Source organism: Streptomyces sp. NPDC050433 (assembly GCF_044458565.1).
Classification (GTDB): Bacteria; Actinomycetota; Actinomycetes; order Streptomycetales; family Streptomycetaceae; genus Streptomyces.
On record NZ_JBITIB010000008.1, the window covers coordinates 120,526 to 147,366 of the forward strand.

Annotated in this window: 25 protein-coding genes and 2 tRNA genes; 20 read left to right on the forward strand and 7 right to left on the reverse strand. The window is 70.6% G+C overall.

The annotated features are described in order from the left end of the window. Positions 1-2 precede the first annotated feature (2 nt). Together ACIBLA_RS12350 and ACIBLA_RS12355 are read right to left on the reverse strand one after the other, a co-directional pair. Entirely contained in the window at positions 3-560 is a 558-nt protein-coding gene (locus ACIBLA_RS12350) for a CGNR zinc finger domain-containing protein (RefSeq protein ID WP_363244317.1), read from the reverse strand. A 188-nt stretch (positions 561-748) separates the two neighbouring features. Beyond that, the gene (locus ACIBLA_RS12355) at positions 749-1,162 is read right to left on the reverse strand and encodes an SsgA family sporulation/cell division regulator (RefSeq protein WP_078078286.1); all 414 of its coding nucleotides are present in this window, start codon (positions 1,160-1,162) and stop codon (positions 749-751) included. Positions 1,163-1,352: 190 nt separating this feature from the next. Between ACIBLA_RS12355 and ACIBLA_RS12360 the strand changes: the two genes are divergently transcribed. After that, entirely contained in the window at positions 1,353-1,811 is a 459-nt protein-coding gene (locus tag ACIBLA_RS12360) for a TIGR02611 family protein (RefSeq protein ID WP_363244364.1), read from the forward strand. Positions 1,812-1,865: 54 nt separating this feature from the next. Then, positions 1,866-1,937 (forward strand) — tRNA-Val (locus ACIBLA_RS12365). An 88-nt stretch (positions 1,938-2,025) separates the two neighbouring features. Here ACIBLA_RS12365 and ACIBLA_RS12370 read toward each other — a convergent pair. Beyond that, entirely contained in the window at positions 2,026-4,563 is a 2,538-nt protein-coding gene (locus ACIBLA_RS12370) for an SCO7613 C-terminal domain-containing membrane protein (RefSeq protein ID WP_363244316.1), read from the reverse strand. A gap of 93 nt (positions 4,564-4,656) precedes the next feature. Between ACIBLA_RS12370 and ACIBLA_RS12375 the strand changes: the two genes are divergently transcribed. Both ACIBLA_RS12375 and ACIBLA_RS12380 read left to right on the forward strand, forming a co-directional pair. Next, on the forward strand, positions 4,657-5,112 hold the full coding sequence (locus ACIBLA_RS12375; RefSeq protein WP_363244315.1) for an SRPBCC family protein: 456 nt from the start codon (positions 4,657-4,659) through the stop codon (positions 5,110-5,112). 39 nt (positions 5,113-5,151) lie between these two features. Further along, positions 5,152-5,223, forward strand: a tRNA-Val gene (locus tag ACIBLA_RS12380). A 53-nt stretch (positions 5,224-5,276) separates the two neighbouring features. Here the strand turns inward: ACIBLA_RS12380 and ACIBLA_RS12385 are convergent. Next, a complete protein-coding gene (locus ACIBLA_RS12385) occupies positions 5,277-6,002 on the reverse strand; it encodes an exonuclease domain-containing protein (RefSeq protein ID WP_363244314.1) in 726 nt (241 codons plus the stop codon). A gap of 194 nt (positions 6,003-6,196) precedes the next feature. Here ACIBLA_RS12385 and thrS point away from each other — a divergent pair, with 194 nt between their 5' ends. Then, a complete protein-coding gene (thrS, locus tag ACIBLA_RS12390) occupies positions 6,197-8,179 on the forward strand; it encodes a threonine--tRNA ligase (protein WP_363244313.1) in 1,983 nt (660 codons plus the stop codon). Positions 8,180-8,220: 41 nt separating this feature from the next. Here the strand turns inward: thrS and ACIBLA_RS12395 are convergent, their stop codons facing one another. Next, complete coding sequence (locus ACIBLA_RS12395; protein WP_363244312.1) at positions 8,221-8,925, reverse strand: potassium channel family protein; 705 nt, start codon at positions 8,923-8,925, stop codon at positions 8,221-8,223. A 66-nt stretch (positions 8,926-8,991) separates the two neighbouring features. Between ACIBLA_RS12395 and ACIBLA_RS12400 the strand changes: the two genes are divergently transcribed. Continuing rightward, positions 8,992-9,561, forward strand: coding sequence for an HIT domain-containing protein (locus tag ACIBLA_RS12400; RefSeq protein WP_363244311.1), 570 nt, complete (start codon positions 8,992-8,994; stop codon positions 9,559-9,561). Positions 9,562-9,576: 15 nt separating this feature from the next. Here the strand turns inward: ACIBLA_RS12400 and ACIBLA_RS12405 are convergent, their stop codons facing one another. Then, a complete protein-coding gene (locus ACIBLA_RS12405; protein WP_363244310.1) occupies positions 9,577-11,232 on the reverse strand; it encodes a hypothetical protein in 1,656 nt (551 codons plus the stop codon). A 154-nt stretch (positions 11,233-11,386) separates the two neighbouring features. Then, positions 11,387-13,600, reverse strand: a complete 2,214-nt coding sequence (locus ACIBLA_RS12410) for an elongation factor G-like protein EF-G2 (protein ID WP_363244309.1) — start codon at positions 13,598-13,600, stop codon at positions 11,387-11,389. 239 nt (positions 13,601-13,839) lie between these two features. Here ACIBLA_RS12410 and pgsA point away from each other — a divergent pair, with 239 nt between their 5' ends. From pgsA to ACIBLA_RS12480, 14 genes are all read left to right on the forward strand, one after another. After that, positions 13,840-14,565 (forward strand): phosphatidylinositol phosphate synthase, encoded by a 726-nt coding sequence (gene pgsA / locus ACIBLA_RS12415; RefSeq protein WP_363244363.1) that lies wholly within the window; start codon positions 13,840-13,842, stop codon positions 14,563-14,565. Further along, positions 14,562-15,482 carry a phosphatidylinositol mannoside acyltransferase gene (locus ACIBLA_RS12420; protein ID WP_363244308.1) on the forward strand — a complete coding sequence of 307 codons (921 nt, stop codon included), beginning with the start codon at positions 14,562-14,564 and terminating at the stop codon, positions 15,480-15,482. Before pgsA ends, ACIBLA_RS12420 begins: the two co-directional genes overlap by 4 nt. Continuing rightward, on the forward strand, positions 15,479-16,642 hold the full coding sequence (locus ACIBLA_RS12425; RefSeq protein ID WP_363244307.1) for a glycosyltransferase family 4 protein: 1,164 nt from the start codon (positions 15,479-15,481) through the stop codon (positions 16,640-16,642). The genes ACIBLA_RS12420 and ACIBLA_RS12425 overlap by 4 nt, the downstream gene beginning before the upstream one ends. 225 nt (positions 16,643-16,867) lie before the next feature. Next, complete coding sequence (locus ACIBLA_RS12430) at positions 16,868-17,413, forward strand: hypothetical protein (RefSeq protein WP_363244306.1); 546 nt, start codon at positions 16,868-16,870, stop codon at positions 17,411-17,413. 115 nt (positions 17,414-17,528) lie between these two features. After that, positions 17,529-18,443, forward strand: coding sequence for a pyridoxal 5'-phosphate synthase lyase subunit PdxS (gene pdxS, locus ACIBLA_RS12435; RefSeq protein ID WP_363244305.1), 915 nt, complete (start codon positions 17,529-17,531; stop codon positions 18,441-18,443). Then, a complete protein-coding gene (gene pdxT / locus ACIBLA_RS12440) occupies positions 18,433-19,038 on the forward strand; it encodes a pyridoxal 5'-phosphate synthase glutaminase subunit PdxT (RefSeq protein WP_363244304.1) in 606 nt (201 codons plus the stop codon). Before pdxS ends, pdxT begins: the two co-directional genes overlap by 11 nt. Positions 19,039-19,100: 62 nt before the next feature. Then, positions 19,101-19,853, forward strand: coding sequence for a YebC/PmpR family DNA-binding transcriptional regulator (locus ACIBLA_RS12445; RefSeq protein ID WP_164249023.1), 753 nt, complete (start codon positions 19,101-19,103; stop codon positions 19,851-19,853). A 166-nt stretch (positions 19,854-20,019) separates the two neighbouring features. Further along, positions 20,020-20,577 carry a crossover junction endodeoxyribonuclease RuvC gene (gene ruvC / locus ACIBLA_RS12450; RefSeq protein ID WP_363244303.1) on the forward strand — a complete coding sequence of 186 codons (558 nt, stop codon included), beginning with the start codon at positions 20,020-20,022 and terminating at the stop codon, positions 20,575-20,577. Beyond that, the gene (ruvA, locus tag ACIBLA_RS12455) at positions 20,574-21,200 is read left to right on the forward strand and encodes a Holliday junction branch migration protein RuvA (protein ID WP_363244302.1); all 627 of its coding nucleotides are present in this window, start codon (positions 20,574-20,576) and stop codon (positions 21,198-21,200) included. Before ruvC ends, ruvA begins: the two co-directional genes overlap by 4 nt. Before the next feature lie 83 nt (positions 21,201-21,283). Next, positions 21,284-22,381, forward strand: coding sequence for a Holliday junction branch migration DNA helicase RuvB (gene ruvB / locus ACIBLA_RS12460; protein WP_363244301.1), 1,098 nt, complete (start codon positions 21,284-21,286; stop codon positions 22,379-22,381). Positions 22,382-22,547: 166 nt separating this feature from the next. Beyond that, the gene (gene yajC / locus ACIBLA_RS12465) at positions 22,548-23,051 is read left to right on the forward strand and encodes a preprotein translocase subunit YajC (RefSeq protein WP_399198513.1); all 504 of its coding nucleotides are present in this window, start codon (positions 22,548-22,550) and stop codon (positions 23,049-23,051) included. Between the two features lie 144 nt (positions 23,052-23,195). Beyond that, positions 23,196-24,995, forward strand: a complete 1,800-nt coding sequence (secD, locus tag ACIBLA_RS12470) for a protein translocase subunit SecD (RefSeq protein WP_363244299.1) — start codon at positions 23,196-23,198, stop codon at positions 24,993-24,995. Between the two features lies 1 nt (position 24,996). Further along, entirely contained in the window at positions 24,997-26,133 is a 1,137-nt protein-coding gene (gene secF / locus ACIBLA_RS12475) for a protein translocase subunit SecF (RefSeq protein ID WP_363244298.1), read from the forward strand. Beyond that, positions 26,130-26,675, forward strand: coding sequence for an adenine phosphoribosyltransferase (locus ACIBLA_RS12480; RefSeq protein WP_363244297.1), 546 nt, complete (start codon positions 26,130-26,132; stop codon positions 26,673-26,675). Before secF ends, ACIBLA_RS12480 begins: the two co-directional genes overlap by 4 nt. Positions 26,676-26,841: the final 166 nt, after the last annotated feature.

Here is a 26,841-nt window from a genome sequence, read left to right on the forward strand (position 1 = left end):
GCTCAGCCGGCCGCTTCCTTGCGGCGCGCCCGGTAGGCGGCCACGTGCAGCCTGTTGCCGCAGGTGCGGCTGTCGCAGTAACGGCGGGAGCGATTGCGAGAGAGGTCGACGAAGGCGTGCCCGCAGTCCGGCGCCTCGCAGCGCCGCAGCCGCTCCTGTTCACCCGCCACGACGATGAACGCGAGCGCCATGCCGCAGTCGGCGGCGAGATGGTCGGCCATCGACGCGTCGGGCGCGAAGTAGTGCACGTGCCAGTCGTAGCCGTCGTGATCCGTCAGCTGTGGGGTCGTCCCGGCGGCGGCCACCAGGTGATTGAGCAGCTCGGAAGCCTCACGGGGACCGGGCGCCGCGAACACCTCGGCGAAGCGCCCGCGCACGGCCTGTACGGCCCGCAGATCGCGCGGGCCGAGATCACCCACTCCACTCATACGGTGGGCCCGTGCGAAGCCGTACAGGGCCTCGACATCGGGGAGCCCGTCCGGGCCGTCGGCCTCGGGGATCGTGTTGACGAGACTGACGACGGTCTCAAGGGCGTTGCGGGTGTCGTGGGGGATCTGCACGATTCGCTCCCTGGCCTGCTGCGGACCGGTGCCCGCCGGGTTCAGCAGATCCTAGGGTGTGCGAGGGAACGCGGTGACGCCGTCGTCGCGGGGGTCCGCGGCGACGGCGTCACTGTCCGCCTGTATGTGGTTGTCAGCGCGGCGCCGTCTCCCCGAGTCGGACGGCGCCGTGCAGTTCTCGGCCTGGCTCAGCTGTCGGCCAGGATGTGGGAAAGCTCTGTGTCGAGGTCGAAGTGCCGATGCTCGGTGCCGGGTGGCACCGCGGCGTCTGTTCGCTTGAGGAAGGATTCCAGGGCTCGCGCCGGCGCCTCCAGCAGCGCCTCTCCTTCGGGGGAGCTGAGCGCGATGCAGACGACGCCTTGGCCCTGGCTGCGGGAGGGCCATACTCGGACGTCGCCGGTGCCGGTGGGCCGGTGAAGCCCCTCGGCCAGAAGGTCGCGGGCGAACACCCACTCGACCGTCTCCTCGGCTCCGGTGTGGAAGGTGGCGTGCACGGCATAGGGATCGGCCGTGTCATACCGCAGGCCCGCGGGTACAGGCAGTGAGGACTCGCTCGACACAACGAGGCGCAGGTGCAGCTCGCAGCTGACCGTGGTGTTCATAAGCGCCAGGGCCTTTCGCTCAGTGTGCGCTCGGGGATTCGCACGTCGGCGAAATCGACATGCCACCTACGGTGCCGTTGTAAACCCCTCTGTCTGTTTTGTGATCCTTCAGGTAGCTCGTACAGCGGTGCCTAACTTCGACTTATGCCGCCATTCCGGTGACGACTCGGCGTCGGGTAAGTTGGGAGTCATGCATGCGGAGAGTGACGAACGGGGGGATGTCGTCGTGCCGACGGCAGAGAAATCCGCGGGGGAATCGGTCGACGAGTCGGCCGAGCGTGAGCTGGGCTCACGTGCTCCAGGCTTTATCAAGAGTTCGAAGACGCTCCATGTGAGCTGGCAGGTCGGCGTATTCGTCGTCGGGCTCGCGGTGGTCGTGGCGGGGGCCGCGATGCTGGTGCTGCCGGGCCCCGGCTGGCTCGTGATCTTCGGCGGAATGGCGATCTGGGCGACCGAGTTCGTCTGGGCCCAGCTGGTGCTCCGGTGGACGCGGCGCAAGGTCACCGAGGCGGCGCAGAAAGCACTCGATCCCAAGGTGCGGCGGCGCAATCTCATCCTCACGACCATCGGTGTGGTGATCATCGCGGTACTCGGCGCGATTTACCTCTGGAAGTTCGGATTGACCATGCCCTGGAAGATCGAGGAGTGAGCGAGGAACGGTCCGGGGGAGCCACTGACATGGGGTAATGTTTGCCCCGCGTCCGGGCGATTAGCTCAGTGGGAGAGCGCTTCGTTCACACCGAAGAGGTCACTGGTTCGAAACCAGTATCGCCCACCCGGAATCGATGCCCCGGAGACTTCACCGTCTCCGGGGCATCGGCCTTTTCCGGTACGTGACGCCCCGGCTTTCCGGCGCGGGCCCGTCAGCGCATGCGGCCCAGGGACTGCCGGAACCGCCGGGCGTCGTGCAGGCGCCGTTCGTAGGTCGCGCCCACCGCCAGCAGCAGCAGTCCGGCGAGCGCGGGCGGCAGCCAGCGCGGCAGGGCGTCCACGACCTGGACGACGTACGGCGCCAGCTCGTGCAGCGTGTCCAGGGCGAGCACGGAGGCGCCGAGGACCAGCGGCGCCTGGAGCCGCAGCCGGGCGCCGGCGAGCGTGACGGCGAGCGCGGCGACCCCCAGGGCCAGCGGGCGCAGCCAGTGCGTGTCGCCCCAGGCGGCGACGAGGCTCGGCAGGAGCGTCGCGGCGAGGCCGGGGCCGTACGCGGTCCAGGACGACGCCTCGGGGTCCCGGCGGCGCCGCAGGACACCCACGACGAGCGCGGGGACGGTCACCGGCAGGGTGTACGCCTCCGGGGTGGCCACGTCGGAGGCGTACAGCCGCACCCAGGTGGCCAGGACGAACAGTGCCGCCGCGAGATGTCCGGCCGTCGGGCGGCGCTCCGGGCGCAGCGCGGTGCCCGCCGCGACGACCGCGCAGAGGGCGAGCACGAGGGCGACGATCTCCGGGTGGCCCGAGGCGAGGACGACGGCGAGCGGACCGGCTCCGGCCGCCGTCAGCTCGATCGGCAGGGCCACGCAGTGGCGGCGCAGGCGCGCGCCGAGCAGCGCGACGGCGGCCGGTATCACGAGGACGACCAGGGCGACGTGCTCACGCGGCAGTCCGGCGGACGCGCCGATGGCGCACAGCAGGGCCACGGCTGTCGCGACGGACAAGCAGGCGAGGAGGGTCCGGAAGGACCGTGCCAGGAAGGCGACCCGTGCCTCGGGCGTGGGCGGGGCGGGGGCCGTGCCGTCCGTGTCGCTGTCGGTCGCGGTGTCCGTACCGGTGCCGGTTTCGGGCACGGTGGCGTTCAGGGCCGACGCGCCGCCGCAGAGCAGGGCGAGCAGCACCCCGAGGGTGACCAGTGTCGTCGTCTCCGTGGCCAGCGCCAGCAGCGAGACACCCGCGGCGCCGGACAGCGCGCAGACCATGGCCGTCGTCGAGACCGCCGGCAGTACCGAGGGGTCCGGTCGGTGCGGCGCGGTGGGCAGGCACGCGTACACCGCGAGCCCCAACGCGCCCGCCGTCAGCGCGAGTTGTGTCGCCACGGCCGCCGCGTACCCGACGTCCAGCGCCCCCGGAAGGACGAGCACCGCGGCCCAGCCCAGCGCCGTCGCGGCACCGAGCGCGGCGGGTCGTGAGGCGGCGGGCAGCCGGCGGTACGCCGCCGCGAGGAGCCCCGCGGCGATCAGCAGCACCAGCGGCGCCGTGGCCATGGCCGACCATCCCGGATCCATCCCGATCGCCTCCCGTACGCCGCCCGGTGCGCCCGACCAGACGTCGTCGGCCCGGGACAGCGGGCCGAGCAGCGTCGCGACCACCGGGGGCAGCGCCCACAGGACGGCCCCCGCCACGACGGCACCGGCGGCGATGCACAGCCCGCGCACCACCGCACGCGGCAGCGGAGCCCGTACGGCCGTCAACAGGGCCGCGCCGCACAGCAGATACCCGACGACGGCCCAGCCGAACGGCACCGACGGCCGCAGCACACCGCCGGTCGCGGTGATCGCGGCCAGACCGGCCACCAGGGCGCCGGCGAACGAGACGGCGGGAACGCGCACGGCCACGACGAGACCCAGACCGGCCCCCGCGACCAGCAGGACGCCGGGCCACACCGCGTCGAGCGGCGCGTCGGCCGTCACCGAGTGCCAGCCCGCGATCAGCAGCGCCCAGCCGCCCGCCATCCAGGCGGTGACACCCGCGACCGACCTGGCCGGCGCGGGCTTCGTCCACAGCGCGATCGCGGCGTCCCCGGCAGCGGTCGCCAGCAGCGCCCACGCCAGCGTCAACTCGCTCGCGCCGGTGGCCAGCGCCCAGAGCGGCAGCGGGAGTTGGGCAGTGAGGACCGCGCCGGGCAGCGGGATACGCAGCCGGTCGACGAGCAGGCCGTATCCGGCCCAGACCGTGGCCAGCACGGCGCACGCGGTGGCCGTGTAGCCGAGCGGGTCCGTGCCGGCGAGCGCCACCCGGTGCAGGGTGTAGGCGTCGAGGACCGTCAGCACCAGCGCCAGCGCGGCGACGGCCTCGGCGGTCGAGGTCAGACCCCGGCGCAGCAGGACGGCGGGCGCCGCGAGCGCGGCCAGGGTGACGGTGCCCAGCACGACGGACCGGCCGCCGATGCCCATGGCGCCCCAGCTGACCACGGTGAAGGCGATCGCCGCGATCGTCAGCAGCACACTGCCCAGCGCGAGCAGCACGTTCTGCACGCTCGGCGGGGACGTCTCCGGTGCTCTCGCGGCGGGCCACGCCGCCGGCGGGGTCGGCGGTCCCGATGCCGCCGGTGCCTGCGGGGTCTGCGGTGTCAGCAGCGTCAACAGATAGGACCTGCGGGCGAGCAACTGCGCTCTGCGCGCCTCGATTCGGGCCAGTTCGCCATCGAGGACCGCTAGCTCCTCGGCCGGTCTCGGAACGTTCTTCATGGGCTGGAGTGTGCTCCGCGCCACAGCACAGTCCATCGGCTGCCGTACTCAGATACGGGTGTGAGTACGTGCGCGGGGCCCCACACTTGACCCATGGACTGGCACCACTACCGCTTCCGCAGCGTCTGGGACCTCGACGCCGCCCCGGACGCCGTGTTCGGCGTGCTCAAGCGGGCCGCTGACTATCCGGACTGGTGGCCGCAGGTCCGCGAGGTGACGCCCCTCGACGAGCGCAGCGGGATCGCGCGGTTCCGGTCCGTGATTCCGTACGACCTCTTCGTCCGCGCCCGTGAGAGCAGGAACGACCCGCGCGCCCGTGTCCTGGAGATGGAGATGACCGGCGACCTCGAAGGGTGGGCGCGCTGGACCCTGAGCGCGCGAGGGAGCGGCACACGCGCCCTGTACGAGCAGGAGGTCGACGTCAACAAGCCGCTGCTGCGGCGCCTCGCGGTGGCCGGGCGCCCCTTCTTCCTCGCCAATCACGCGCTGATGATGAGGGCCGGACGGCGGGGGCTGCGGAAGGTCCTCGCACGCCCGCATACGGTTTGAACGAAACCCGCCGAGACCTGTATGGTTCAGTCCGTTCCCGGGCGATTAGCTCAGTGGGAGAGCGCTTCGTTCACACCGAAGAGGTCACTGGTTCGAACCCAGTATCGCCCACCGGGAAAGGCCGGTCCGTCACTGACGGACCGGCCTTTTCGCTGCCCTGATCCTCAGGCCACCAGGGGCATTTGGGGCCGCAGCGGCCATGCCGGGTTCGGCGCCGCCCGGGTGCCGCCGCGGGCGAACCACTCCTGCTGGCCGCGCGCCTGCGCCGCGTGCCAGATCGCCTGTCGCGTGTGCAGTTGGGCCGGGGTGAGCTGCTGCGTCGTCGTGGCGAACCGGCGCCCCACCGACCGGACCACTTCGAGCGCCGCCGCCGCGTCGGCCGCGGCGTCGTGCGAGCCGTCCAGCACCACCCCGTACAGCGAACAGAGATCGACCAGCCGTCTGCGGCCCTTGCGGACCGCGTCGAGATGCCGGTCCAGCACACTCGGATCGAGCACGCAGAACGGCGCGTTCTCCAGATAGCGGGCCAGTGACGAGTCGCGGTGGCGCCGCATCTCGCGGTCGAGCACCGTCAGACCGTACGGCGCGTTCATCACCACCAGCGGCCGGCCCGCCATGCACTGCTCGGCCAGCGCCCGCCCCACCTCCTCGATGACCGGCGCCGGCCAGCGGCCCGTGCGCTGGACCAACGCGTCGGTGAGACCGTGCACTTCGGCCGCCTCGACCGGTATCGGAATCCCCGGATTGACCAGCCAGCGGGTGACCCGGGCCCGGGCGCCCGAGATGTCCTGGACGACGAGGGCGGCCGAGATGATCCGGTCCTCCTCGGCGTCGGTGCCTGTCGTCTCGATGTCGAATGCGGCCAGGGGCCCCTCGTACCAGTGCGTCATCCCCGAACTCCTCGCGCACGCTTGGCAGATGGCATCCGGCCGACTGCCCGAATCGGTGATACCCGCGCCCTTTGCGGCGTACGCCGGAGATGACAGCACAATTCAACCGTTTAGCGAGGGGCCCCTTCGGCTCGGTACGATTCCCGTCGCGTACGGAATCGAGCGTGCGCGTCCCATGAGTGAAGGAGAGACCGGTGTCAGATGTCCGTGTGACCGTCGTACGCGATTCCGAGCGGGAAGAGCGCGTGGTGACGACGGGCACTACGGCGGCCGAACTCTTCCCCGGCGAGCGCATCGTGATCGCCGCCCGGGTGGGCGGGGAGCTGAAGGACCTCAGCTACGAGGTCGCCGACGGCGAGAGCGTCGAGCCCGTCGAGATGTCCTCCCAGGACGGCCTGAACATCCTGCGCCACTCCACCGCGCATGTCATGGCGCAGGCCGTGCAGGAGCTGTTCCCCGAGGCGAAGCTGGGCATCGGCCCGCCGATCAAGGACGGCTTCTACTACGACTTCGACGTCGCCGAGCCCTTCACCCCCGACGACATCAAGCGCGTCGAGAAGAAGATGCAGGAGATCCAGAAGCGGGGGCAGCGGTTCTCCCGCCGGGTCACCACCGACGAGGACGCGCGGGCCGAGCTGGCCGACGAGCCGTACAAGCTCGAACTGATCGGGCTCAAGGGCAAGGCCGCCGACGCAGCCGAGGGCGCTTCGGCCGAGGTCGGCGCCGGTGAGCTGACCATCTACGACAACCTGGACGCCAAGACCGGCGAGCTGTGCTGGAAGGACCTGTGCCGCGGTCCGCACCTGCCCACCACCCGTAACATCCCGGCCTTCAAGCTGATGCGCTCCGCCGCCGCCTACTGGCGCGGCAGCGAGAAGAACCCGCAGCTCCAGCGGATCTACGGCACCGCCTGGCCGTCCAAGGACGAGCTGAAGGCCCACCTCGACTTCCTCGCCGAGGCCGAGCGCCGCGACCACCGCAGGCTGGGCAGCGAGCTGGACCTGTTCTCCTTCCCCGACGAGCTGGGCTCCGGACTCGCGGTCTTCCACCCCAAGGGCGGGGTGATCCGCAAGGAGATGGAGCAGTACTCGCGCCACCGCCACGAGGTGTCCGGGTACGAGTTCGTCAACACCCCGCACATCTCGAAGAAGAAGCTCTTCGAGACCTCGGGGCACCTGCCGCACTACGCGGAGGGCATGTTCCCGCCCATGGAGTTCGACGGCCAGGACTACTACCTCAAGGCCATGAACTGCCCGATGCACAACCTGATCTTCAAGGCGCGCGGGCGGTCCTACCGCGAGCTGCCGCTGCGCCTCTTCGAGTTCGGCACGGTCTACCGCTACGAGAAGTCCGGCGTCGTGCACGGCCTCACCCGCTCACGCGGCTTCACCCAGGACGACGCGCACATCTACTGCACCAAGGAGGAGATGGCGCAGGAGCTGGACTCCCTGCTCACCTTCGTGCTGGAGCTGCTGCGCGACTACGGCCTGTCCGACTTCGAGCTGGAGCTGTCCACCCGCGACCCCGAGTCCGACAAGTTCATGGGCGAGGACGCCGAGTGGGAGGAGGCCACCGCGGCGCTCCAGGAGGCCGCCGACAAGCAGGGGCTGCCGCTGGTCCCGGACCCGGGCGGCGCCGCGTACTACGGCCCCAAGATCTCCGTGCAGGCCAAGGACGCCATCGGCCGGTCCTGGCAGATGTCCACCATCCAGGTCGACTTCCAGCAGCCGAAGCGGTTCGAGCTTGAGTACACCGCGTCCGACGGCACCAAGCAGCAGCCCGTCATGATCCACCGGGCGCTGTTCGGCTCGATCGAGCGCTTCTTCGCGGTGCTCCTGGAGCACTACGCGGGCGCGTTCCCGGCCTGGCTGGCGCCCGTCCAGGCGGTCGGCATCCCGATCGGTGACGCGCATGTGCCCTACCTCCAGGAGTTCGCCGGGCGGGCGAGGGCCAAGGGCCTGCGGGTCGAGGTGGACGCGTCCGCCGACCGGATGCAGAAGAAGATCCGTAACCACCAGAAGGCCAAGACGCCGTTCATGATCATCGCCGGTGACGAGGACGTCGCCAACGGCGCGGTGTCCTTCCGCTACCGGGACGGGACACAGAAGAACGGCATCCCCGCCGACGAGGCGCTGGCCGAGCTGCTGGACGTCGTGGAGCGCCGCGTACAGGTCTGAGACCCAGGGACACAGGCGTGCCGTACGGCCCCCGGGAGGCGTCAGCCCCCCGGGGGCCGTACGTCGCCCGGCGGCCGGTTCGCGGCGCTCGCCCGGTTCGCGCGGTCCTCGCGGTCGAAGACCTGGATCAGCCACGACGAGAACGAACCCGTCACCGCGCCCAGCAGCGCCACACCGCAGACCATGAGGAAGACCGCGAACACCCGGCCCCACGGCGTCACCGGTGTGACGTCGCCGTATCCGACCGTGGTGATCGCCGAGCAGGCCCACCACACGGAGTCCCCGAACGTCCGGATGGTGGCGCCCGGCGCACCGCGCTCCTGCTGGTAGACCGCGAGCGCCGCGGCGAAGCTGAGCAGGCCGGCCGTGATCCCCGCGTACATCATCACCCGCCCGTACAGAGTCAGCCGGGGCTGGTCACGGCGGCGCTGGACCGCCACGTACGTGTTGACGATGCGCACCGGGCGCAGCAGGGGCAGCAGCAGGACGACCGTGTCCAGCCAGTGCGACGTCACGAAGCGGACGCCCCGGCTGCTCAGCACCAGACGCACCGCGTAGTCCACCGCGAACACCGCCCAGATCGCGAGGAGGACGTAGAACGCGACCTCGCGCGGGAGGGGGTCGGGGCTGTGGTTCAGTACGAGCACCGCGTAGCAGGCGAGGAAGAGCAGCGAGCCGATGAGCAGCGGCAGTTCGAGGCGCCGCTCCCACTCACGCAGGCGGTCGGTTCTGTTGCGGACATGCATCGCGCCAGCATGGCCGGGCGGTGCGCCGGGCGGGCCCGGCGACACGCCTCGGCGGGCCGAAGTCATATGCTGAACAGCATGACGAGTGAGCCGGAGCAGCAGATCGGAGTGGGCACCCAGGACGCGTTCCAGCGCCTGTGGACGCCCCACCGGATGGCCTACATCCAGGGCGAGAACAAGCCCAGCGGCCCGAACGCGGACGACGGCTGCCCCTTCTGCTCGATCCCGCGCAAGTCCGACGAGGACGGGCTCGTCATCGCCCGCGGCGAGTCGGTCTACGCGGTGCTGAACCTCTATCCGTACAACGGCGGCCATCTCATGGTCGTCCCGTTCCGGCACGTCGCCGACTTCACGGAGCTGGACGACGCCGAGACCGCGGAACTGGCCGCGCTCACCAAGCAGGCGATGACCGCGCTGCGTACGGCCTCCGGGGCGCACGGCTTCAACATCGGCATGAACCAGGGCACCGTCGCCGGGGCGGGCATCGCCGCCCATCTGCACCAGCACGTCGTGCCGCGCTGGGGCGGCGACGCCAACTTCATGCCCGTCGTCGCCCATACGCGGGTGCTGCCCCAACTGCTGGCCGACACCCGGCAGATGCTGGCCGACGCGTGGCCGGCGCCCGACCCCTCGTAGTCCCGGCACGCGGCCTTACGCGTCGTACACGTCGGCCTTCTTCGGCGTCGGGTCCTGGACGGCGCCGCTGAGGGACGAGGAGCGGCTGCCGAAGCGCTCGGTGTCCACGCCGTTCTCGTTCAGCACCCGCAGGGCCGCCGCGTGCGCCACCCGCAGCACCGGCGTGGCCGCGCGCATCGCGTCGTCGGCCATGAAGCGGTGGCGCCACGGCTTGTCCGCCCAGGCGTGCCGCAGACCGAACGGCTCGGGCAGCGCCAGCTTGCCGCCGAGGAAGTCGAGGATCGGCGGATACCAGGTGAACGGGGCGCGGACCGCGAGGCGCACCGCCTCCTTCGGCTCCACCAGCGGCAGATTGTGCTTCGTGGTCTCCCAGAACCTGATCGGCTTGGCCTTGGTGACCGTCTTGGGCGACGGCTTCGAGAAGAAGAGGGGGTTCACCGGCCCCAGCGCGTGACCCGTCACCTCGATACGCAGCGTTTCGTGCAGGACCGTCACCGTGATCATCATCGTGATGACCAACTGGCCGTCCCACAGCACGAACTGCACGCCCAGATAGTGCCGGTCACCCGCGCCGAACTGCTGGTGGTTGCAGATCCGCTGTATCTCGTGCGGTTTGACCTGGTACGTCTCGACGTCCTGACCTTCCGGCCTGCTGACCGATCCGGCGTTCTCGTCGACCGGCCGTACGATCCAGTGCTTCACCTCGGGCTTGGTGAAACCACCGGAGTTGAGCGGGCCGCGCTCCAGCATCTTCAGCTGGTCGTGCATCGCCCGTATCACGTCGTAACTGCGGAACTGGTGGATCTCCTTGCCGGCCTCCTTGGGAACCAGATCCTCCGCGAGCGTCCAGTTGCCCCACCGGGTGCCCATGCCCAGTATCCCCTTGGGGCCCGCGTAGAAGACCGCGTTGGAACGCTGCTCGGCGGTCAGCTTCTCCAGCCCGTGGCGCAGCTCCTCCCGCGCGGTCTCGTCGGGATGCCCCGGCACCGCCTCGGGCACCTTGGCGCCGAGACCGCCGCCCTCCAGCAGGTCGGTCCAGCGTGCGCGCAGGTCCTTCGCCGTCGTCTCGCAGATCCGCTTGGCGAGCAGCCAGCCGATGACGGGCGCGAGGATCACACCGCGCAGATACCAGCCGAGGAAGCCCGTGAACGGCAGCGCGATCAAGAACACCGCCGCCAGCGCGGCGACGCCGAACAGAAGGGCGCCGCCGATCGCGCCCGCCTTCTTGTCCTTCGACCCCGCCAGCGTCCTGCGCAGCTGGAAGACACCGATCCACAGCAACGTGCCCGGCAGGAACAGCACACCGAACAGGACGGTCACCAGGGTGAGCCGGGTGTCGCGCTCCTTACGGATGCGGATCGCCGCCAGACAGTGCTCGACCACGGTCTGCGGCTCCGTACCGAAGGACTGGATGAGCGCGGCACGGCCGCCGCCCAGCATCCGCGTCTGCACGGCGCGGGAGAACGCCTCGCCCAGATTCGGCTCGAAGAGCGACACCTTGCCCTTCTTCACCTCGGACTTGTGCCACTCGCTGTTCGCCTTGAGGATTTCCTCCACCGGACTGTCCCGGTACGCCGCCGAGGCCAGGGCATGCGTCGCCGCCGTCTGACCCGCCGACCCCTGGAGCGGAACCTGAGCCCCAGGAGAGAAATCGAATCCGTCGTGCGCCACTGTCCGCCCCCATCGCCGCGAGCATCCGCTGCTGCGCCCTTTTCCCAACTACCGCGCCCCGCACACCTGCTGAGCTGGGGCGCACCACAGCGTAACCGGGGCACAGCCTCCGCGTCAGGGAGAAACCAGCCCCCGCGCCCCGCTCATCCGCGCCTCAGGCCACCACGGCGGCGCCGGTGCTTGTCCGGAACCGGTCGGCCACATGCGCCGGCATCGCCTCGTGCCGGGTGTACGAGCGGCTGAACCGGCCCGTCCCGTGCGACACCGACCGCAGATCGATCGCGTACCGGCCGATCTCGATCTCCGGCACCTCGGCCCGTACGACCGTCCGGCCCGCCCCCGCCCGGTCGGTGCCGACCACGCGGCCACGCCGCCCCGACAGGTCGCTCATCACGGGGCCCACGTACTCGTCGGGGACCACGACCTCCACCGTGGCGACCGGCTCCAGCAGTTCGATACGCGCCTCCGCGGACGCCTCGCGCAGCGCGAGCGCCCCCGCCGTCTGGAAGGCGCCGTCGGAGGAGTCCACCGAGTGCGACTTCCCGTCGACCAGCGTCACCCGCACGTCCACGAGCGGATGCCCGGCGGCGACGCCGCGGGCCGCCTGGGCCCGTATGCCCTTCTCCACGGAAGGGATGAACTGCCGGGGCACCGAGCCGCCGACGACCCGGTCGACGAATTCGACACCGGAGCCGACGGGCAGCGGCTCGACCTCGATCTCGCAGATCGCGAACTGGCCGTGGCCGCCCGACTGTTTGACATGCCGGCCGCGTCCCGAGGCCGGCCCGCCGAAGGTCTCCTGGAGCGGCACCTTGTGCGGTACGACATCCACCTGGACGCCGTACCGGTTGCGCAGCCGCTCCAGGGCGACGTCCACGTGCGCCTCGCCGAGACACCACAGGACGACCTGACGGGTGGCCGGGTTCTGCTCCAGACGCATCGTCGGATCCTCGGCCGCGAGCCGCGCGAGGCCCTGCGACAGCTTGTCCTCGTCCGACGTGCTGTGCGCCTCGACGGCGAGCGGCAGCAGCGGGTCGGGCATGTCCCAGGGCCGCATGAGCAGCGGGTCGTCCTTGGCGGAGAGCGTGTCGCCCGTCTCGGCGCGCGACAGCTTCGCCACACACGCCAGATCGCCCGCGATACAGCTGTCGAGGACGCGCTGCTGCTTGCCGAAGGGCGCCGACAGCGCGCCGATCCGCTCGTCGACGTCGTGGTCCTCGTGGCCGCGGTCGGCCAGCCCGTGCCCTGAGACATGCACTGTCTCGTCGGGCCGCAGGGTGCCGGAGAAGACCCGGACGAGGGAGATCCGGCCGACGTACGGGTCGGACGCCGTCTTCACCACCTCGGCGACCAGCGGACCGCGCGGATCGCAGCTCAGGTGCGGGCGGGCCGAACCGTGCGGGGTGGTCACCTCGGGGGCCCGGCGCTCCAGCGGGGTGGGGAAGCCGCCGGTGATCAGTTCGAGCAGCTCGACCGTGCCGAGGCCCTGACGCGCGCCGTCGGCGGCCGGCGCCGCCGCGAGGACGGGGTGGAAGACGCCGCGGGCGACGGCCTTCTCCAGATCGTCCACGAGGGTCTGCTCGTCGATCTCGCCGCCGCCCAGATAGTGGTCCATGAGGGTCTCGTCCTCGCTCTCGGCGATGATCCCCTCGATCAGCCGGGCGCGGGCCTCGTCGATGACCGGCAGCCGGCCGGGGTCGGGCGCCAGCGCCTCGCGTGTGCCCGACGAGTAGTCGTGGACCGTCCGCGAGAGCAGTCCCGTGAGCCCGGTGACCGGCGCGTGCCCGTCGGGTCCCTCGGCGCCGTACACGGGCAGATACAGCGGCAGGACGGCGTCGGGGTCGTCGCCGCCGAAGATCGTGCCGCAGATCCGGGTCAGCTCGTCGAAGCCGGTGCGGGCGGTCTCCAGATGCGTGACGACGATCGCGCGCGGCATGCCGACGGCGGCGCACTCCTCCCACACCGCGCGGGTGGACCCGGCCACCGCCTCCGCCTCCTGGGCCGCCGAGACGACGAAGAGGGCCGCGTCCGCGGCGCGCAGACCGGCCCTCAGCTCCCCGACGAAATCCGCGTAGCCGGGGGTGTCCAGCAGATTGATCTTGCATCCTCCCCACTCCAGTGGGACGAGGGACAGCTGTACGGAACGTTGTTGCCGGTGCTCGATCTCGTCGTAGTCCGAGACGGTGCCGCCGTCCTCCACACGGCCCGCCCGCGTGAGGGCCCCGGCGGTCAGTGCCAGGGCCTCGACCAGAGTCGTCTTGCCGGATCCGCTGTGGCCGACCAGCACCACGTTCCGTACGGAGGATGGCTGGTCGGCCGTCGTAGCCCTGCCGGCGGCTCCGGGATGTCCGTTCGCCTTGTCGCCCATGATCATGCCTCCCGATCGATCGCACGGTGAGGAGCCGGGCGCGGGCGGTGGGAGCCGCGCGTGGCAGCTCCTGCGATGCCCACGGTGGTTCTTCGAGCTTTCCACTCGGGTCGGCCCGCGTCCATACGTCGCGTCCGGGCGCCGAGTCCGTGGTCGGGGTCGTGGTCGGCTCCGTCGCCGGGGCCGGGCGCCGTCGAGGCGGGCGGCCCCGGCGGTGGAGGGCTTCGGTCGTGGCTACGATGGGCCAGCCGGTGGCCGATGGGGCCGCCTGCCCAACGACCGTCGGGAAGGCCATGCTGAACAAGTACGCGCGTGCATTTTTTACGCGTGTCCTCACCCCGTTCGCCGCGTTTCTGCTCCGCCGGGGGGTGAGTCCCGACGCTGTGACGCTCATCGGTACGGCGGGAGTGATGGCGGGAGCGCTGTTCTTCTTCCCCCGCGGAGAGTTCTTCTGGGGCACGATCGTCATCACGCTCTTCGTCTTCTCCGACCTCGTCGACGGCAACATGGCGCGGCAGGCCGGGATCTCCAGCCGGTGGGGGGCGTTCCTCGACTCCACGCTCGACCGGGTCGCCGACAGCGCGGTCTTCGGCGGATTCGCGCTCTGGTACGCGGGGACGGGCGACAACAACGTGCTGTGCGCCGTGTCGATCTTCTGCCTGGCGAGCGGCCAGGTCGTCTCGTACACGAAGGCCCGCGGTGAGTCGATAGGGCTGCCGGTGGCGGTCAACGGGCTCATCGAGCGGGCCGAGCGTCTTGTCATCTCGCTGGTGGCGGCGGGTCTCGCGGGGATGCACAAGACGTTCGGGGTGCCCGGTATCGAGATCCTGCTGCCGATCGCGCTGTGGGTGGTGGCCGCGGGCAGTCTGGTGACACTCGGGCAGCGCGTCGTGACCGTACGGCGCGAGTCCGCCGAGGCGGACGCGGCGGCCGACGCGGCCAAGGCCGGCGGATCCGCTTCATGAGCGGCGGGCGGGACCGGCTCGTCGACGCCCTGTACGGAGTCGGCTGGAGCACCGTCAAGAAGCTGCCCGAACCGGCGGCCGTGGCACTCGGCAGGACCATCGCCGACAGCGTGTGGAAGCGGCGCGGCACGAACGTGCTGCGGCTCGAATCGAATCTGGCCCGCGTGGTGCCCGACGCGAGCCCCGAACGCCTCCGGGAACTGTCGAAGGCCGGCATGCGCTCGTACATGCGGTACTGGATGGAGTCGTTCCGGCTGCCCGTCTGGAGCGACCAGCGGGTGCGGGACAGTGTCGAGATCAAGGACATCCATCTGCTGACGGAGGGTCTGGAGAGCGGGCGGGGCGTCGTGCTGGCGCTGCCGCACATGGCCAACTGGGATCTGGCCGGGGCCTGGCTGACCCGGGGGATGGGCGTTCCGTTCACCACGGTCGTGGAACGGCTCAAGCCCGCGTCGCTCTTCGACCGCTTCGTGGCGTACCGCGAGAGCCTTGGTATGGAGGTGCTGCCGCACACCGGGGGCAGCGCCTTCGGGACGCTCGCCAGGCGGCTGCGCTCCGGTGGCCTGGTCTGTCTGGTCGCCGACCGCGATCTGTCGGCGTCGGGCATCGAGGTGACGTTCTTCGGTGAGAAGACGCGGATGCCGGCCGGGCCCGCGATACTGGCGCAGCAGACCGGGGCGCTGCTGTTTCCGGTGGAGCTCCACTTCGACGGGCCCAAGCTCATGCGGGGGCGGGTGTATCCGGCCGTCGAGGTGCCGCAGACAGGTACGCGGGCCGAAAAGTCGTCTGTGATGACACAGGCCATGGCGGACATGTTCGCCACGGGCATCGCGGAGCACCCGGAGGACTGGCACATGCTGCAACGGCTCTGGCTCGCCGACCTCGAACCACGCCCCGACGCCGGGGAGGCCGGGTGAAGATCGGCATCGTCTGCCCGTACTCCTGGGACGTGCCGGGCGGCGTGCAGTTCCACATCAGGGACCTCGCGGACCACCTGATCCGGCTGGGCCACGACGTCTCCGTGCTCGCGCCCGCCGACGACGAGACGCCGCTCCCCCCGTTCGTGGTCTCCGCCGGGCGGGCGGTGCCCGTGCCGTACAACGGCTCGGTCGCCCGGCTGAACTTCGGCTTCGTGGCGGCGGCCCGCGTACGGCGCTGGCTGCACGACGGCACGTTCGACGTCATCCACATCCACGAGCCCACCGCTCCCTCGCTGGGGCTGCTCGCCTGCTGGGCGGCGCAGGGGCCGATCGTCGCGACGTTCCACACGTCGAACCCGCGCTCGCGCGTGATGCTCGCCGCATACCCGATCCTCCAGCCGGCGCTGGAGAAAATAAGCGCGCGGATCGCCGTCAGCGAGTACGCGCGGCGCACGCTGGTCGAGCATCTGGGCGGCGACGCGGTCGTCATCCCCAACGGCGTCGACGTCGGCTTCTTCTCCAAGGCCGAGATCAACCCCGAGTGGCAGGGCGGCACGATCGGCTTCATAGGGCGCATCGACGAACCCCGCAAGGGGCTGCCCGTCCTGATGAAGGCCCTGCCGAAGATCCTCGACGCCTTCCCGGAGACCCGGCTCCTGGTCGCCGGGCGCGGGGACGAGAAGGAGGCCGTGGAGTCGCTTCCCAAGGAGATGCGCGGGCGCGTCGAATTCCTCGGCATGGTCAGCGACGAGGACAAGGCGCGGCTGCTGCGCAGCGTCGACCTGTACGTCGCGCCGAACACCGGGGGTGAGAGCTTCGGCATCATCCTGGTCGAGGCCATGTCGGCGGGCGCGGCGGTGTTGGCGAGCGACCTTGACGCGTTCGCACAGGTCCTGGACCAGGGCGCGGCCGGGGAGCTGTTCGCCAACGAGGACGCGGACGCGCTGGCGGAGGCGGCGGTACGGCTCCTGCGGGACCCGGAGCGGCGCAAGGAGCTGCGGGAGCGGGGGAGCGCGCATGTGCGGCGCTTCGACTGGTCGACGGTGGGCGCGGACATTCTGGCGGTCTACGAGACCGTGGCCGACGGCGCGGCGTCGGTGGCCACGGACGAACGGCTGGGCCTGCGCGCCCGCTTCGGCCTGACGGGCCGCGACTGAGCTGCCCCGGCGTCGGGCCGGGGACCTCTTCCCGAATGCCCGGCGGGCTGCGTGCTGTGCGCCGGATCGCAGGGCGGGTCGCGGTGTCGTGCCCTCAATCGCCGGGCGGGGCTCGAATGAGCCCGTTCGGCGATTGAGGACACCGGGGGTCTGGGGGCTCGCCCCCGGGTCTCGGGAAGGGGCGGGGTGGGGGAACACGCCCCCGCCACCAGTAGCCTGCCGTGCGTGACCGAAACCCTGATCTGGATCTTCGTCGTGCTGTTGGCGATCGGCCTGTACCTCAGCTGGACCGCCGGCCGCCTCGACCGCCTCCACTCACGGATCGACGCCGCACGTGCCTCCCTTGACGCCCAACTGCTGCGCCGTGCCTCGGTCGCCCAGGAGCTGGCCACCGCGGGCGTCCTCGATCCCGCCGCCTCGATGGTGCTCTACCAGGGCGCGCACGCCGCCCGGCAGGCGGAGGAGGAGGCGCGCGAAGTGGCCGAGAGCGAGCTGAGCGAGGCGCTGCGGGCCGTGTTCGGCGAGGTCGCGCAGGTCGAGGCCGTACGGGCCGCGCCGGGCGGCGAGGAGGCCGCGACCGAGCTGGCCGCGGCCGTACGCCGGGTCCCCATGGCCCGTCGCTTCCACAACGACTCCGTACGCGCGGCACGCGCCCTGCGCCGCCACCGCACGGTCCGCTGGTTCCGGCTCGCCGGCCACGCCCCGTTCCCGCTCGCCTTCGAGATGGACGACGAGCCGCCGGTCGCGCTCGCCGACCGCCCCGGCACCTAGGCAGCTTGGGAGAACGATCCACCGGCCACTTATTGGCCCTTGCTGTGGACTGGTCCGGAGAGGTTTGCTCGCCTCGTCGAACAGCTCCCGTCCCCGTTCCAGTGAGGTCGTCACCGTGTCCAGCACGCTTCCCACCACCGGCCAGACCCCCGAGACCGGCACCGCGCGCGTGAAGCGCGGCATGGCCGAGCAGCTCAAGGGCGGCGTGATCATGGACGTCGTCACGCCCGAGCAGGCGAAGATCGCCGAGGATGCCGGCGCGGTCGCCGTGATGGCGCTGGAGCGGGTTCCCGCCGACATCCGTAAGGACGGCGGCGTCGCGCGGATGTCCGACCCCGACATGATCGAGGGCATCATCGAGGCCGTCTCGATCCCGGTGATGGCCAAGTCCCGCATCGGCCACTTCGTGGAGGCCCAGGTCCTGCAGTCCCTCGGCGTCGACTACATCGACGAGTCCGAGGTGCTGACCCCGGCCGACGAGGTCAACCACGCGGACAAGTGGGCCTTCACCACGCCGTTCGTCTGTGGCGCGACCAACCTGGGCGAGGCCCTGCGCCGTATCGCCGAGGGCGCGGCCATGATCCGCTCCAAGGGCGAGGCCGGCACCGGCAACGTCGTCGAGGCCGTCCGTCATCTGCGCCAGATCAAGAACGAGATCGCCCGGCTGCGCGGCTACGACAACAACGAGCTGTACGCCGCCGCGAAGGAGCTGCGCGCCCCGTACGAGATCGTCAAGGAGGTCGCCGACCTGGGCAAGCTGCCCGTCGTGCTGTTCTCTGCCGGCGGCGTGGCCACCCCGGCGGACGCCGCGCTGATGCGCCAGCTCGGCGCCGAGGGCGTCTTCGTCGGCTCCGGCATCTTCAAGTCCGGCGACCCGGCCAAGCGCGCCGCCGCCATCGTCAAGGCCACCACCTTCTACGACGACCCCAAGATCGTCGCGGACGCCTCGCGCAACCTCGGTGAGGCCATGGTCGGCATCAACATCGACTCCCTGCCCGAGTCCGAGCACTATGCCAACCGTGGCTGGTGACCAGGCCGCCGCACCCGGCCCGCTGATCGGCGTCCTGGCCCTCCAGGGCGACGTACGGGAGCATCTGGCCGCCCTGGCGGCGGCCGGTGCCGTGGCCACGACCGTACGGCGGCCGGACGAACTGGCCGCCGTCGACGGCCTGGTGATCCCCGGCGGCGAGTCGACCACCATGTCCAAACTGGCCGTCCTCTTCGGGATGCTGGAGCCGCTGCGCGAGCGCGTACGCGCCGGGATGCCGGTCTACGGCACCTGCGCGGGGATGATCATGCTCGCCGAGAAGATCCTCGACCCGCGCTCCGGACAGGAGACCGTCGGCGGTATCGACATGATCGTCCGCAGGAACGCCTTCGGACGGCAGAACGAGTCCTTCGAGGCGGCCGTCGACGTCGTGGGTGTGGGACCGGTCGACGGGGTCTTCATCCGGGCGCCGTGGGTCGAGTCCGTGGGCGCCGAGGCGCGGGTGCTCGCCGAGCACGACGGGCATGTGGTCGCCGTGCGGCAGGGCGACGCCCTCGCGACGGCGTTCCACCCGGAACTCACCGGCGACCACCGGCTGCACGGCTACTTCACGGAGATGGTGCGCTCCGCGGGGTGAGGGGATCCCGGTAGGATCTCTGCCGAACGGAGCAGGATTGGTTACGCGAAGGAGACAGGCAGATGTCCGGCCACTCTAAATGGGCTACGACGAAGCACAAGAAGGCCGTGATCGATGCCAAGCGCGGCAAGCTCTTCGCGAAGCTGATCAAGAACATCGAGGTCGCGGCCCGCACCGGGGGCGCCGACGTCGACGGTAATCCGACCCTTTTCGACGCCATCCAGAAGGCGAAGAAGAGCTCGGTGCCGAACAAGAACATCGACTCCGCCGTCAAGCGCGGCGCCGGCCTTGAGGCCGGTGGCGCCGACTACGAGACGATCATGTACGAGGGGTACGGGCCCAACGGTGTCGCGGTGCTCATCGAGTGCCTGACCGACAACCGCAACCGCGCCGCCTCCGACGTCCGCGTCGCGATGACCCGCAACGGCGGCTCGATGGCCGACCCCGGCTCCGTCTCGTACCTGTTCCACCGCAAGGGCGTCGTGATCGTCCCCAAGGGCGAGTTGGGGGAGGACGACGTCCTGGGCGCGGTCCTCGACGCGGGCGCCGAGGAGGTCAACGACCTGGGTGAGTCCTTCGAGGTGCTCAGTGAGGCCACCGACCTGGTCGAGGTCCGCACGGCGCTCCAGCAGGCCGGGATCGACTACGACTCCGCCGACACCAACTTCGTGCCGACCATGCAGGTCGAGCTGGACGAGGACGGGGCGCGGAAGATCTTCAAGCTGATCGACGCGCTGGAGGACAGCGACGACGTGCAGAACGTCTTCGCCAACTTCGACGTCTCGGACGACGTCATGGAGAAGGTCGACGCCTGACCGGCGCACAGCGTCAACTCGGTTGTACGCGGCGGGCCGACGGGGACACACCCCCGTCGGCCCGCCGCGTTGTCGGTGCCGACCGATACTGTGCCGATCAGGGGTTCTGACTCACCGGCAGAACGTGTGATCGAGCAGGACCGAGAGTGTGAGGGGGAGGGGCACGATGCGGGTACTGGGCGTGGACCCCGGACTGACGCGGTGCGGCGTCGGTGTCGTCGAGGGCGTCGCGGGACGCCCGTTGACGATGCTCGGCGTCGGTGTGGTGCGTACGGCCGCCGACTTGGACCTCGGCTCGCGCCTGGTCGCCATCGAGCAGGGCGTGGAAGCCTGGCTGGACGAGCACCAGCCCGAACTGGTCGCGGTGGAGCGGGTGTTCAGCCAGCACAATGTCCGCACGGTGATGGGGACGGCCCAGGCCAGCGCCGTCGCCATGCTCTGCGCCGCACGCCGGGGGATCCCCGTCGCCCTGCACACCCCCAGCGAGGTCAAGGCCGCCGTCACGGGCAGCGGGCGCGCCGACAAGGCACAGGTCGGCGCCATGGTGACCCGGCTGCTGCGGCTGGACGCCCCGCCCAAACCGGCCGACGCCGCCGACGCCCTCGCCCTGGCGATCTGTCACATCTGGCGCGCCCCCGCCGTCAACCGACTCCAGCAGGCGCACGCCGCGGCCAAGGAGTCCCGCCCCACCAGCCACGTCCCCGTACGGAAGGTCCCCCGATGATCGCCTTCGTCAGCGGCCCGGTGGCCGCCCTCGCCCCGACCTCCGCGGTGATCGAGGTCGGCGGCGTCGGCATGCTGGTCCAGTGCACCCCGGCCACCCTCGCCGCGCTGCGGATCGGCGAGCAGGCGAAGATCGCCACGTCGCTGGTGGTGCGGGAGGACTCGCTCACGCTGTACGGCTTCGCCGACGACGACGAGCGGCAGACGTTCGAGCTGCTCCAGACCGCGAGCGGTGTCGGTCCGCGGCTGGCCCAGGCGATGATCGCGGTACACGCGCCCGACGCCCTCCGCGTCGCGGTCGCCACGGGCGACGAGAAGGCGCTGACCGCCGTCCCCGGCATCGGCAAGAAGGGCGCGCAGAAGCTGCTGCTGGAGCTGAAGGACCGGCTCGGCGAGCCCGTCGGCAGCCATATCGGCAGACAGGGCATCGGCACCCCCGTCTCCGCCGCCTGGAACGATCAGCTGCACTCCGCCCTGATCGGCCTCGGTTACGCGACCAGGGAGGCCGACGAGGCGGTCGCCCTGGTCACACCCCAGGCCGATGAGGCGATCAAGGCCGGCGAGGCACCCGCCGTACCGCGACTCCTGCGGGCAGCGCTCCAGTCGCTGAACCGGACACGCTGACCCGGACGCACACTCGGGTACGCGCCGGGGCCGAATTCCACGGGACCGTCCAGGGACGTCCCGATTCCACGAGGTGAGCGACAGTGAACTGGGACGACAGCAGCACCGGGACGCCGGGAGGCGGCCCCCCGCCGACGGACGGGCCGGACCGGCTCGTCGCCGCGTCGGCCGACGGCGAGGACCAGGCGGTCGAGGCGGCGCTGCGGCCCAAGTCGCTGGACGAGTTCGTCGGGCAGGAGCGCGTACGCGAACAGCTCGACCTCGTGCTCAAAGCCGCCCTCGCCCGCGGCGCCACCGCCGACCACGTCCTGCTGTCGGGCGCGCCGGGCCTCGGCAAGACCACCCTGTCCATGATCATCGCGGCCGAGATGGGCGCCCCGATCCGTATCACCTCGGGCCCCGCCATCCAGCACGCGGGCGACCTCGCCGCGATCCTCTCTTCCCTCCAGGAGGGCGAGGTCCTTTTCCTGGACGAGATCCACCGGATGTCCCGGCCCGCCGAAGAAATGCTCTACATGGCGATGGAGGACTTCCGCGTCGACGTCATCGTCGGCAAGGGCCCCGGCGCCACCGCCATCCCGCTGGAGCTGCCCCCCTTCACCCTCGTCGGCGCCACCACCAGGGCCGGTCTGCTGCCGCCCCCGCTGCGCGACCGCTTCGGCTTCACCGCGCAGATGGAGTTCTACGAGCCGGCCGAGCTGGAACGGGTGATCCACCGCTCCGCGCACCTCCTCGACCTGGAGATCGACGCGGACGGGGCCGCCGAGATCGCCGGACGCTCCCGCGGCACACCCCGTATCGCCAACCGGCTGCTGCGCCGGGTCCGCGACTACGCCCAGGTCAAGGCCGAGGGCTGGATCGACCGCGACATCGCCGCCGTCGCCCTTCAGGTGTACGAGGTGGACGAACGGGGCCTCGACCGGCTCGACCGTGCCGTGCTCCAGGCCCTGCTCAAGCTGTTCGGCGGCGGCCCGGTCGGTCTGTCGACCCTCGCCGTCGCGGTGGGGGAGGAGCGCGAGACGGTCGAGGAGGTCGCCGAGCCCTTCCTCGTACGGGAGGGGCTGCTCGCCCGCACCCCGCGCGGCCGGGTCGCGACCCCCGCCGCCTGGGCGCATCTGGGGCTCGACCCACCCCCGCGGAGCCCCGGCGCGGGCGGACAACCGGGGCTGTTCGGGGCGTGAGCGCACAGGCACTCGCCCGGGCAGGAACCCCGGTGCCATGCTGGGCGTTGTTCCATTGATGCGGACTCGCTTAGACTCCGCCGATGCCGCCCTTATAAAGACGGCTTACCCACCCCCGTATATCAGGCCGCCCGACAGCGCGGTCGTGCGAAGGAAGTTCCCTCCCGTGAGTCTCGTGACCCTCCTCCCCTTCATCGTGCTCATCGGGGCCATGTTCCTGATGACCCGGTCCGCCAAGAAGAAGCAGCAGGCGGCTGTGCAGATGCGCAATGAGATGCAGCCCGGCACCGGCGTCCGGACGATCGGGGGCATGTACGCCACCGTCAAGGAAGTTCACGACGACACGGTCCTCCTTGAGGTCGCCCCGGCCGTGCACGCCGTGTACGCGAAGAACGCCATTGGCGCGGTCCTCACCGACGAGGAGTACAACCGCATCGTCCACGGCGACGAGGAAGAGTACGAGGACGACAGCCCCGTCGTGCCCGACGACGCCTCCTCGCTGACCGACGGTGACGCGTCGGGGATCGACCTGGGCAAGAAGGACGGCGCCGCCGACACCGACGCCGCGGCCGATGCCACCGACGACGTCGAGGCGCCCAAGGCCGACGCCGACGCCGAGAAGGCGGAGCCCAAGGACGCCAAGGCCGACGGCGAGAGCGGCGCGAAGTAGTCACGTCCGGCACCGCACCGCGCCTCCGGGCGCGCCGCGGTCCCCGGACGTCGTCGGCATTCGCGTGGGCAGGTCCCCACAACACTTCGTTGCCGCTCCGTCGCTCACCCGGCGTGGAGCGGTCGGACAGGGAGAAACGAAAAGGTGGCAGCACCTCAGAAGGGCCGAAGGCAGGCGGGGGCCCCGGGAAAGCCGGGGCGCACCCTGATCCTGTTCCTGATCGCGATGATCGCCCTCGTCGGGGGGATGTTCGGGACGGGCGAGATGACGCCGCGCCTCGGCATCGACCTCGCCGGCGGCACGACCATCACGCTCAAGGCCAAGAGCTCGCCGGGCCAGGCGAACGCGGTCAACGAGACCAACATGAACACCGCGGTCGGCATCATCGAGCGTCGTGTGAATGGTCTCGGCGTTCAGGAGGCCGAGGTTCAGACCCAGGGATCCGACAACATCATTGTCAACATCCCCAAGGGCACGAACTCCGAGCAGGCTCGTGAGCAGGTCGGCACCACCGCTCAGCTGTACTTCCGGCCGGTCCTGACCCTCGGACCGGGTGACCCCTCCGCGCAGCAGCCGCAGCCGGAGGCGACTCCGAGCGCCGGTTCGAGCGAGAGCCCGAGCCCGGATCCCTCCGGGAGCGGCAAGCCGGACAAGGAGTCCGCCGCCCCGCCCGCCGCCGGCGCCCCCAGCGCCTCGGAGACGACCCAGGGCCGTGCCCTCACGGACGACCTGAAGGCCGCCGAAGAGACGCCCACTCCCAGCGGCTCGGCCGACGCCAAGCCCGACGCCTCCAAGAGCCCCGCGCCGAGCGAGAGCGCTGCGCCGCCCGCGGACCCCGCGACGGAGAAGCTGCAGGCCGACTTCACGGCGCTCGACTGCACGAACGAGAAGGCCAGGGGCGCGCTCGGCGACAACGCGAAGCCCAGCCAGCCGACACTCGCCTGTGGTGAGAACGACGGCGTGTGGGAGAAGTACATCCTCGGCCCGGCCGAGGTGGGCGGCAAGGACGTCGACGACGCCAACGCCACCATCAACCAGCAGACCGGCCAGTGGATCGTCCAGATGGACTTCACGAGCGGTGGCTCGAAGAAGTTCCAGGCGATCACCAGCAAGCTCTCGCAGCAGCAGGCCCCGCAGAACCAGTTCGCCATCGTCCTCGACGGCGAGGTCGTCTCGGCGCCCTCGGTACGCCAGACGCTGAGCGCCAACGCGGAGATCTCCGGCAACTTCACCCAGGAGTCCGCGCAGGACCTGGGCAACATCCTGTCGTACGGCGCGCTCCCGCTCACCTTCCAGGAGGAGACCGTCACCACGGTCACCGCCGCACTCGGCGGTGAGCAGCTGGAGGCCGGTCTGATCGCGGGCGCCATCGGCCTCGCGCTGGTGATCATCTACCTGGTGCTCTACTACCGGGGTCTCGCGCTGATCGCCATCGTCAGCCTCCTGGCCTCGGCGGTCATGACGTACGCGATCATGACTCTGCTCGGACCGGGTATCGGCTTCGCCCTCAACCTCCCAGCGGTGTGTGGTGCGATCGTTGCGATCGGTATCACCGCGGACTCGTTCATCGTGTACTTCGAACGAATCCGCGACGAGATCAGAGAGGGCCGTACGCTCCGGCCCGCCGTCGAACGGGCCTGGCCGCGCGCCCGGCGCACGATCCTGGTGTCCGACTTCGTGTCGTTCCTCGCCGCGGCCGTGCTGTTCACCGTCACCGTCGGCAAGGTGCAGGGCTTCGCGTTCACGCTCGGCCTGACCACGGTGCTCGACGTCGTCGTCGTCTTCTTCTTCACGAAGCCGATAATGACTCTGGTCGCCCGTACGAAGTTCTTCTCAAGCGGTGGTTCGTGGTCGGGTCTCGACCCCAAGCGCCTCGGAGCCAAGCCGCCGCTGCGCCGCAGCACCCGTCGTCTCAGCGCCCCCACCGACCCGAAGGAGGCGTGAGATGTCGCGACTCGGAGATCTCGGCGCCCGGCTCTACCGCGGCGAGGTCGGCTACGACTTCGTCGGGAAGCGCATGTTCTGGTACGCGCTCTCGATCCTCATCACCATCACGGCCATCGCGGGCCTGGCGGTGCGGGGACTCAACATGGGCATCGAGTTCAAGGGCGGTGCCGTCTTCAACACCCCGCAGACGAGCATCTCCGTGGCAGCTGCCCAGGAGCACGCGGAGAAGGCCTCCGGCCATGACGCGATCGTCCAGAAGCTCGGCAACGGCGGCCTGCGTATCCAGGTCACCGAGCTGAACACGGCGCAGGCCGACAAGGTGCAGAACCAGCTCTCCAAGGATCTGGACATCCCCAAGGAGAAGATCAACGCCGACCTGGTCGGGCCGAGTTGGGGCAAGCAGATCGCCAACAAGGCGTGGACGGGGCTCGGGATCTTCATGATCCTGGTGGTGATCTATCTGGCGATCGCCTTCGAATGGAGAATGGCGGTCGCCGCGCTGATCGCCCTGATCCATGACCTCACGATCACGGTCGGTGTGTACGCGCTGGTCGGCTTCGAGGTCACACCGGGCACGGTGATCGGTCTGTTGACCATTCTCGGTTACTCGCTCTACGACACGGTGGTGGTCTTCGACAGCCTCAAGGAGGGGTCGAAGGACATCACCAAGCAGACACGCTTCACCTACAGCGAGGTCGCCAACCGCAGCATCAACTCGACCCTGGTGCGTTCCATCAACACCACCGTGGTCGCGCTGCTGCCGGTCGCCGGTCTGCTCTTCATCGGTGGCGGTGTCCTCGGCGCCGGCATGCTGAACGACATCTCGCTGTCGCTGTTCGTCGGCCTCGCCGCCGGCGCCTACTCGTCGATCTTCATCGCCACTCCGCTGGTCGCCGACCTCAAGGAGCGCGAGCCGCAGATCAAGGCGCTGAAGAAGCGGGTGCTGGCCAAGCGGAAGGCCGCCGCGGCCAAGGGCCAGAGCGCCGATGACGCGCCGGAGGGCTCCGACGGGCCGACGGACACCGAGCCGGACGACGGCGCGGCACCGATGCAGGACACCCCGCCCGCCGCCGTGGTCGCGGGTCCCCGGAGCCACGGCCGTGGCCGGGGCCGTCCGTCGGGGAAGCGTCGATGACCGACGACAGCACGAGGGAACTGCTCCTCAGCCGTATCCGCGATGTGCCCGACTATCCGAAGCAGGGCGTGATGTTCAAGGACATCACGCCCCTGCTCGCGGATCCGAAGGCGTTCACGGTGCTTACCGACGCGCTCGCGGAGCTGGCCGTACGGCACGGTGCCACGAGGATCGTCGGCCTGGAGGCGCGCGGCTTCATCCTGGCCGCACCGGTCGCCGTCCGTTCCGGCATCGGCTTCATCCCCGTCCGCAAGGCGGGGAAGCTGCCCGGTGCGACGCTCTCGCAGACGTACGACCTGGAGTACGGCAGCGCCGAGGTGGAGGTCCACGCTGAGGACCTGCGGGAGGGCGACCGCGTCATCGTCATCGACGACGTGCTCGCCACCGGAGGCACGGCCGAGGCCTCGGTCGAACTCGTACGCCGGGCCGGCGCCGAGGTGGTGGCCGTGGCCGTCCTGCTGGAGCTGGGCTTCCTCGGTGGCAGGGCGCGCCTGGAGCCGCATCTGCGGGGCGCGCCGCTGGAGGCATTGATCAAGGTCTGACCCAGTCGGTCACGTGCGATGAAGCGCGACAAAAGCGGACGCTCCGGGAATTCCACCCGGAGCGTTCGCGTTCCCGTGACTAGCCGGGAGTCCGTGCGGGCGCCGGTCCCGTGAGCGGCCACGCCACGAGGTCGTTACCATGGCCGTTCCGGACCTGACCGGGGGA

What these genes read in the sequence shown, in the direction of transcription:
- ACIBLA_RS12355 (WP_078078286.1), bottom strand. Translation starts at nt 1,162, where the DNA reads ATGAACACCACGGTCAGCTGCGAGCTGCACCTGCGCCTCGTTGTGTCG.
- ACIBLA_RS12360 (WP_363244364.1), top strand. Translation starts at nt 1,353, where the DNA reads ATGCATGCGGAGAGTGACGAACGGGGGGATGTCGTCGTGCCGACGGCA.
- ACIBLA_RS12370 (WP_363244316.1), bottom strand. Translation starts at nt 4,563, where the DNA reads ATGAAGAACGTTCCGAGACCGGCCGAGGAGCTAGCGGTCCTCGATGGC.
- ACIBLA_RS12375 (WP_363244315.1), top strand. Translation starts at nt 4,657, where the DNA reads ATGGACTGGCACCACTACCGCTTCCGCAGCGTCTGGGACCTCGACGCC.
- ACIBLA_RS12385 (WP_363244314.1), bottom strand. Translation starts at nt 6,002, where the DNA reads ATGACGCACTGGTACGAGGGGCCCCTGGCCGCATTCGACATCGAGACG.
- ACIBLA_RS12395 (WP_363244312.1), bottom strand. Translation starts at nt 8,925, where the DNA reads ATGCATGTCCGCAACAGAACCGACCGCCTGCGTGAGTGGGAGCGGCGC.
- ACIBLA_RS12400 (WP_363244311.1), top strand. Translation starts at nt 8,992, where the DNA reads ATGCTGAACAGCATGACGAGTGAGCCGGAGCAGCAGATCGGAGTGGGC.
- ACIBLA_RS12410 (WP_363244309.1), bottom strand. Translation starts at nt 13,600, where the DNA reads ATGGGCGACAAGGCGAACGGACATCCCGGAGCCGCCGGCAGGGCTACG.
- pgsA (WP_363244363.1), top strand. Translation starts at nt 13,840, where the DNA reads ATGGGCCAGCCGGTGGCCGATGGGGCCGCCTGCCCAACGACCGTCGGG.
- ACIBLA_RS12420 (WP_363244308.1), top strand. Translation starts at nt 14,562, where the DNA reads ATGAGCGGCGGGCGGGACCGGCTCGTCGACGCCCTGTACGGAGTCGGC.
- ACIBLA_RS12445 (WP_164249023.1), top strand. Translation starts at nt 19,101, where the DNA reads ATGTCCGGCCACTCTAAATGGGCTACGACGAAGCACAAGAAGGCCGTG.
- ruvC (WP_363244303.1), top strand. Translation starts at nt 20,020, where the DNA reads ATGCGGGTACTGGGCGTGGACCCCGGACTGACGCGGTGCGGCGTCGGT.
- ruvA (WP_363244302.1), top strand. Translation starts at nt 20,574, where the DNA reads ATGATCGCCTTCGTCAGCGGCCCGGTGGCCGCCCTCGCCCCGACCTCC.
- secF (WP_363244298.1), top strand. Translation starts at nt 24,997, where the DNA reads ATGTCGCGACTCGGAGATCTCGGCGCCCGGCTCTACCGCGGCGAGGTC.
- ACIBLA_RS12480 (WP_363244297.1), top strand. Translation starts at nt 26,130, where the DNA reads ATGACCGACGACAGCACGAGGGAACTGCTCCTCAGCCGTATCCGCGAT.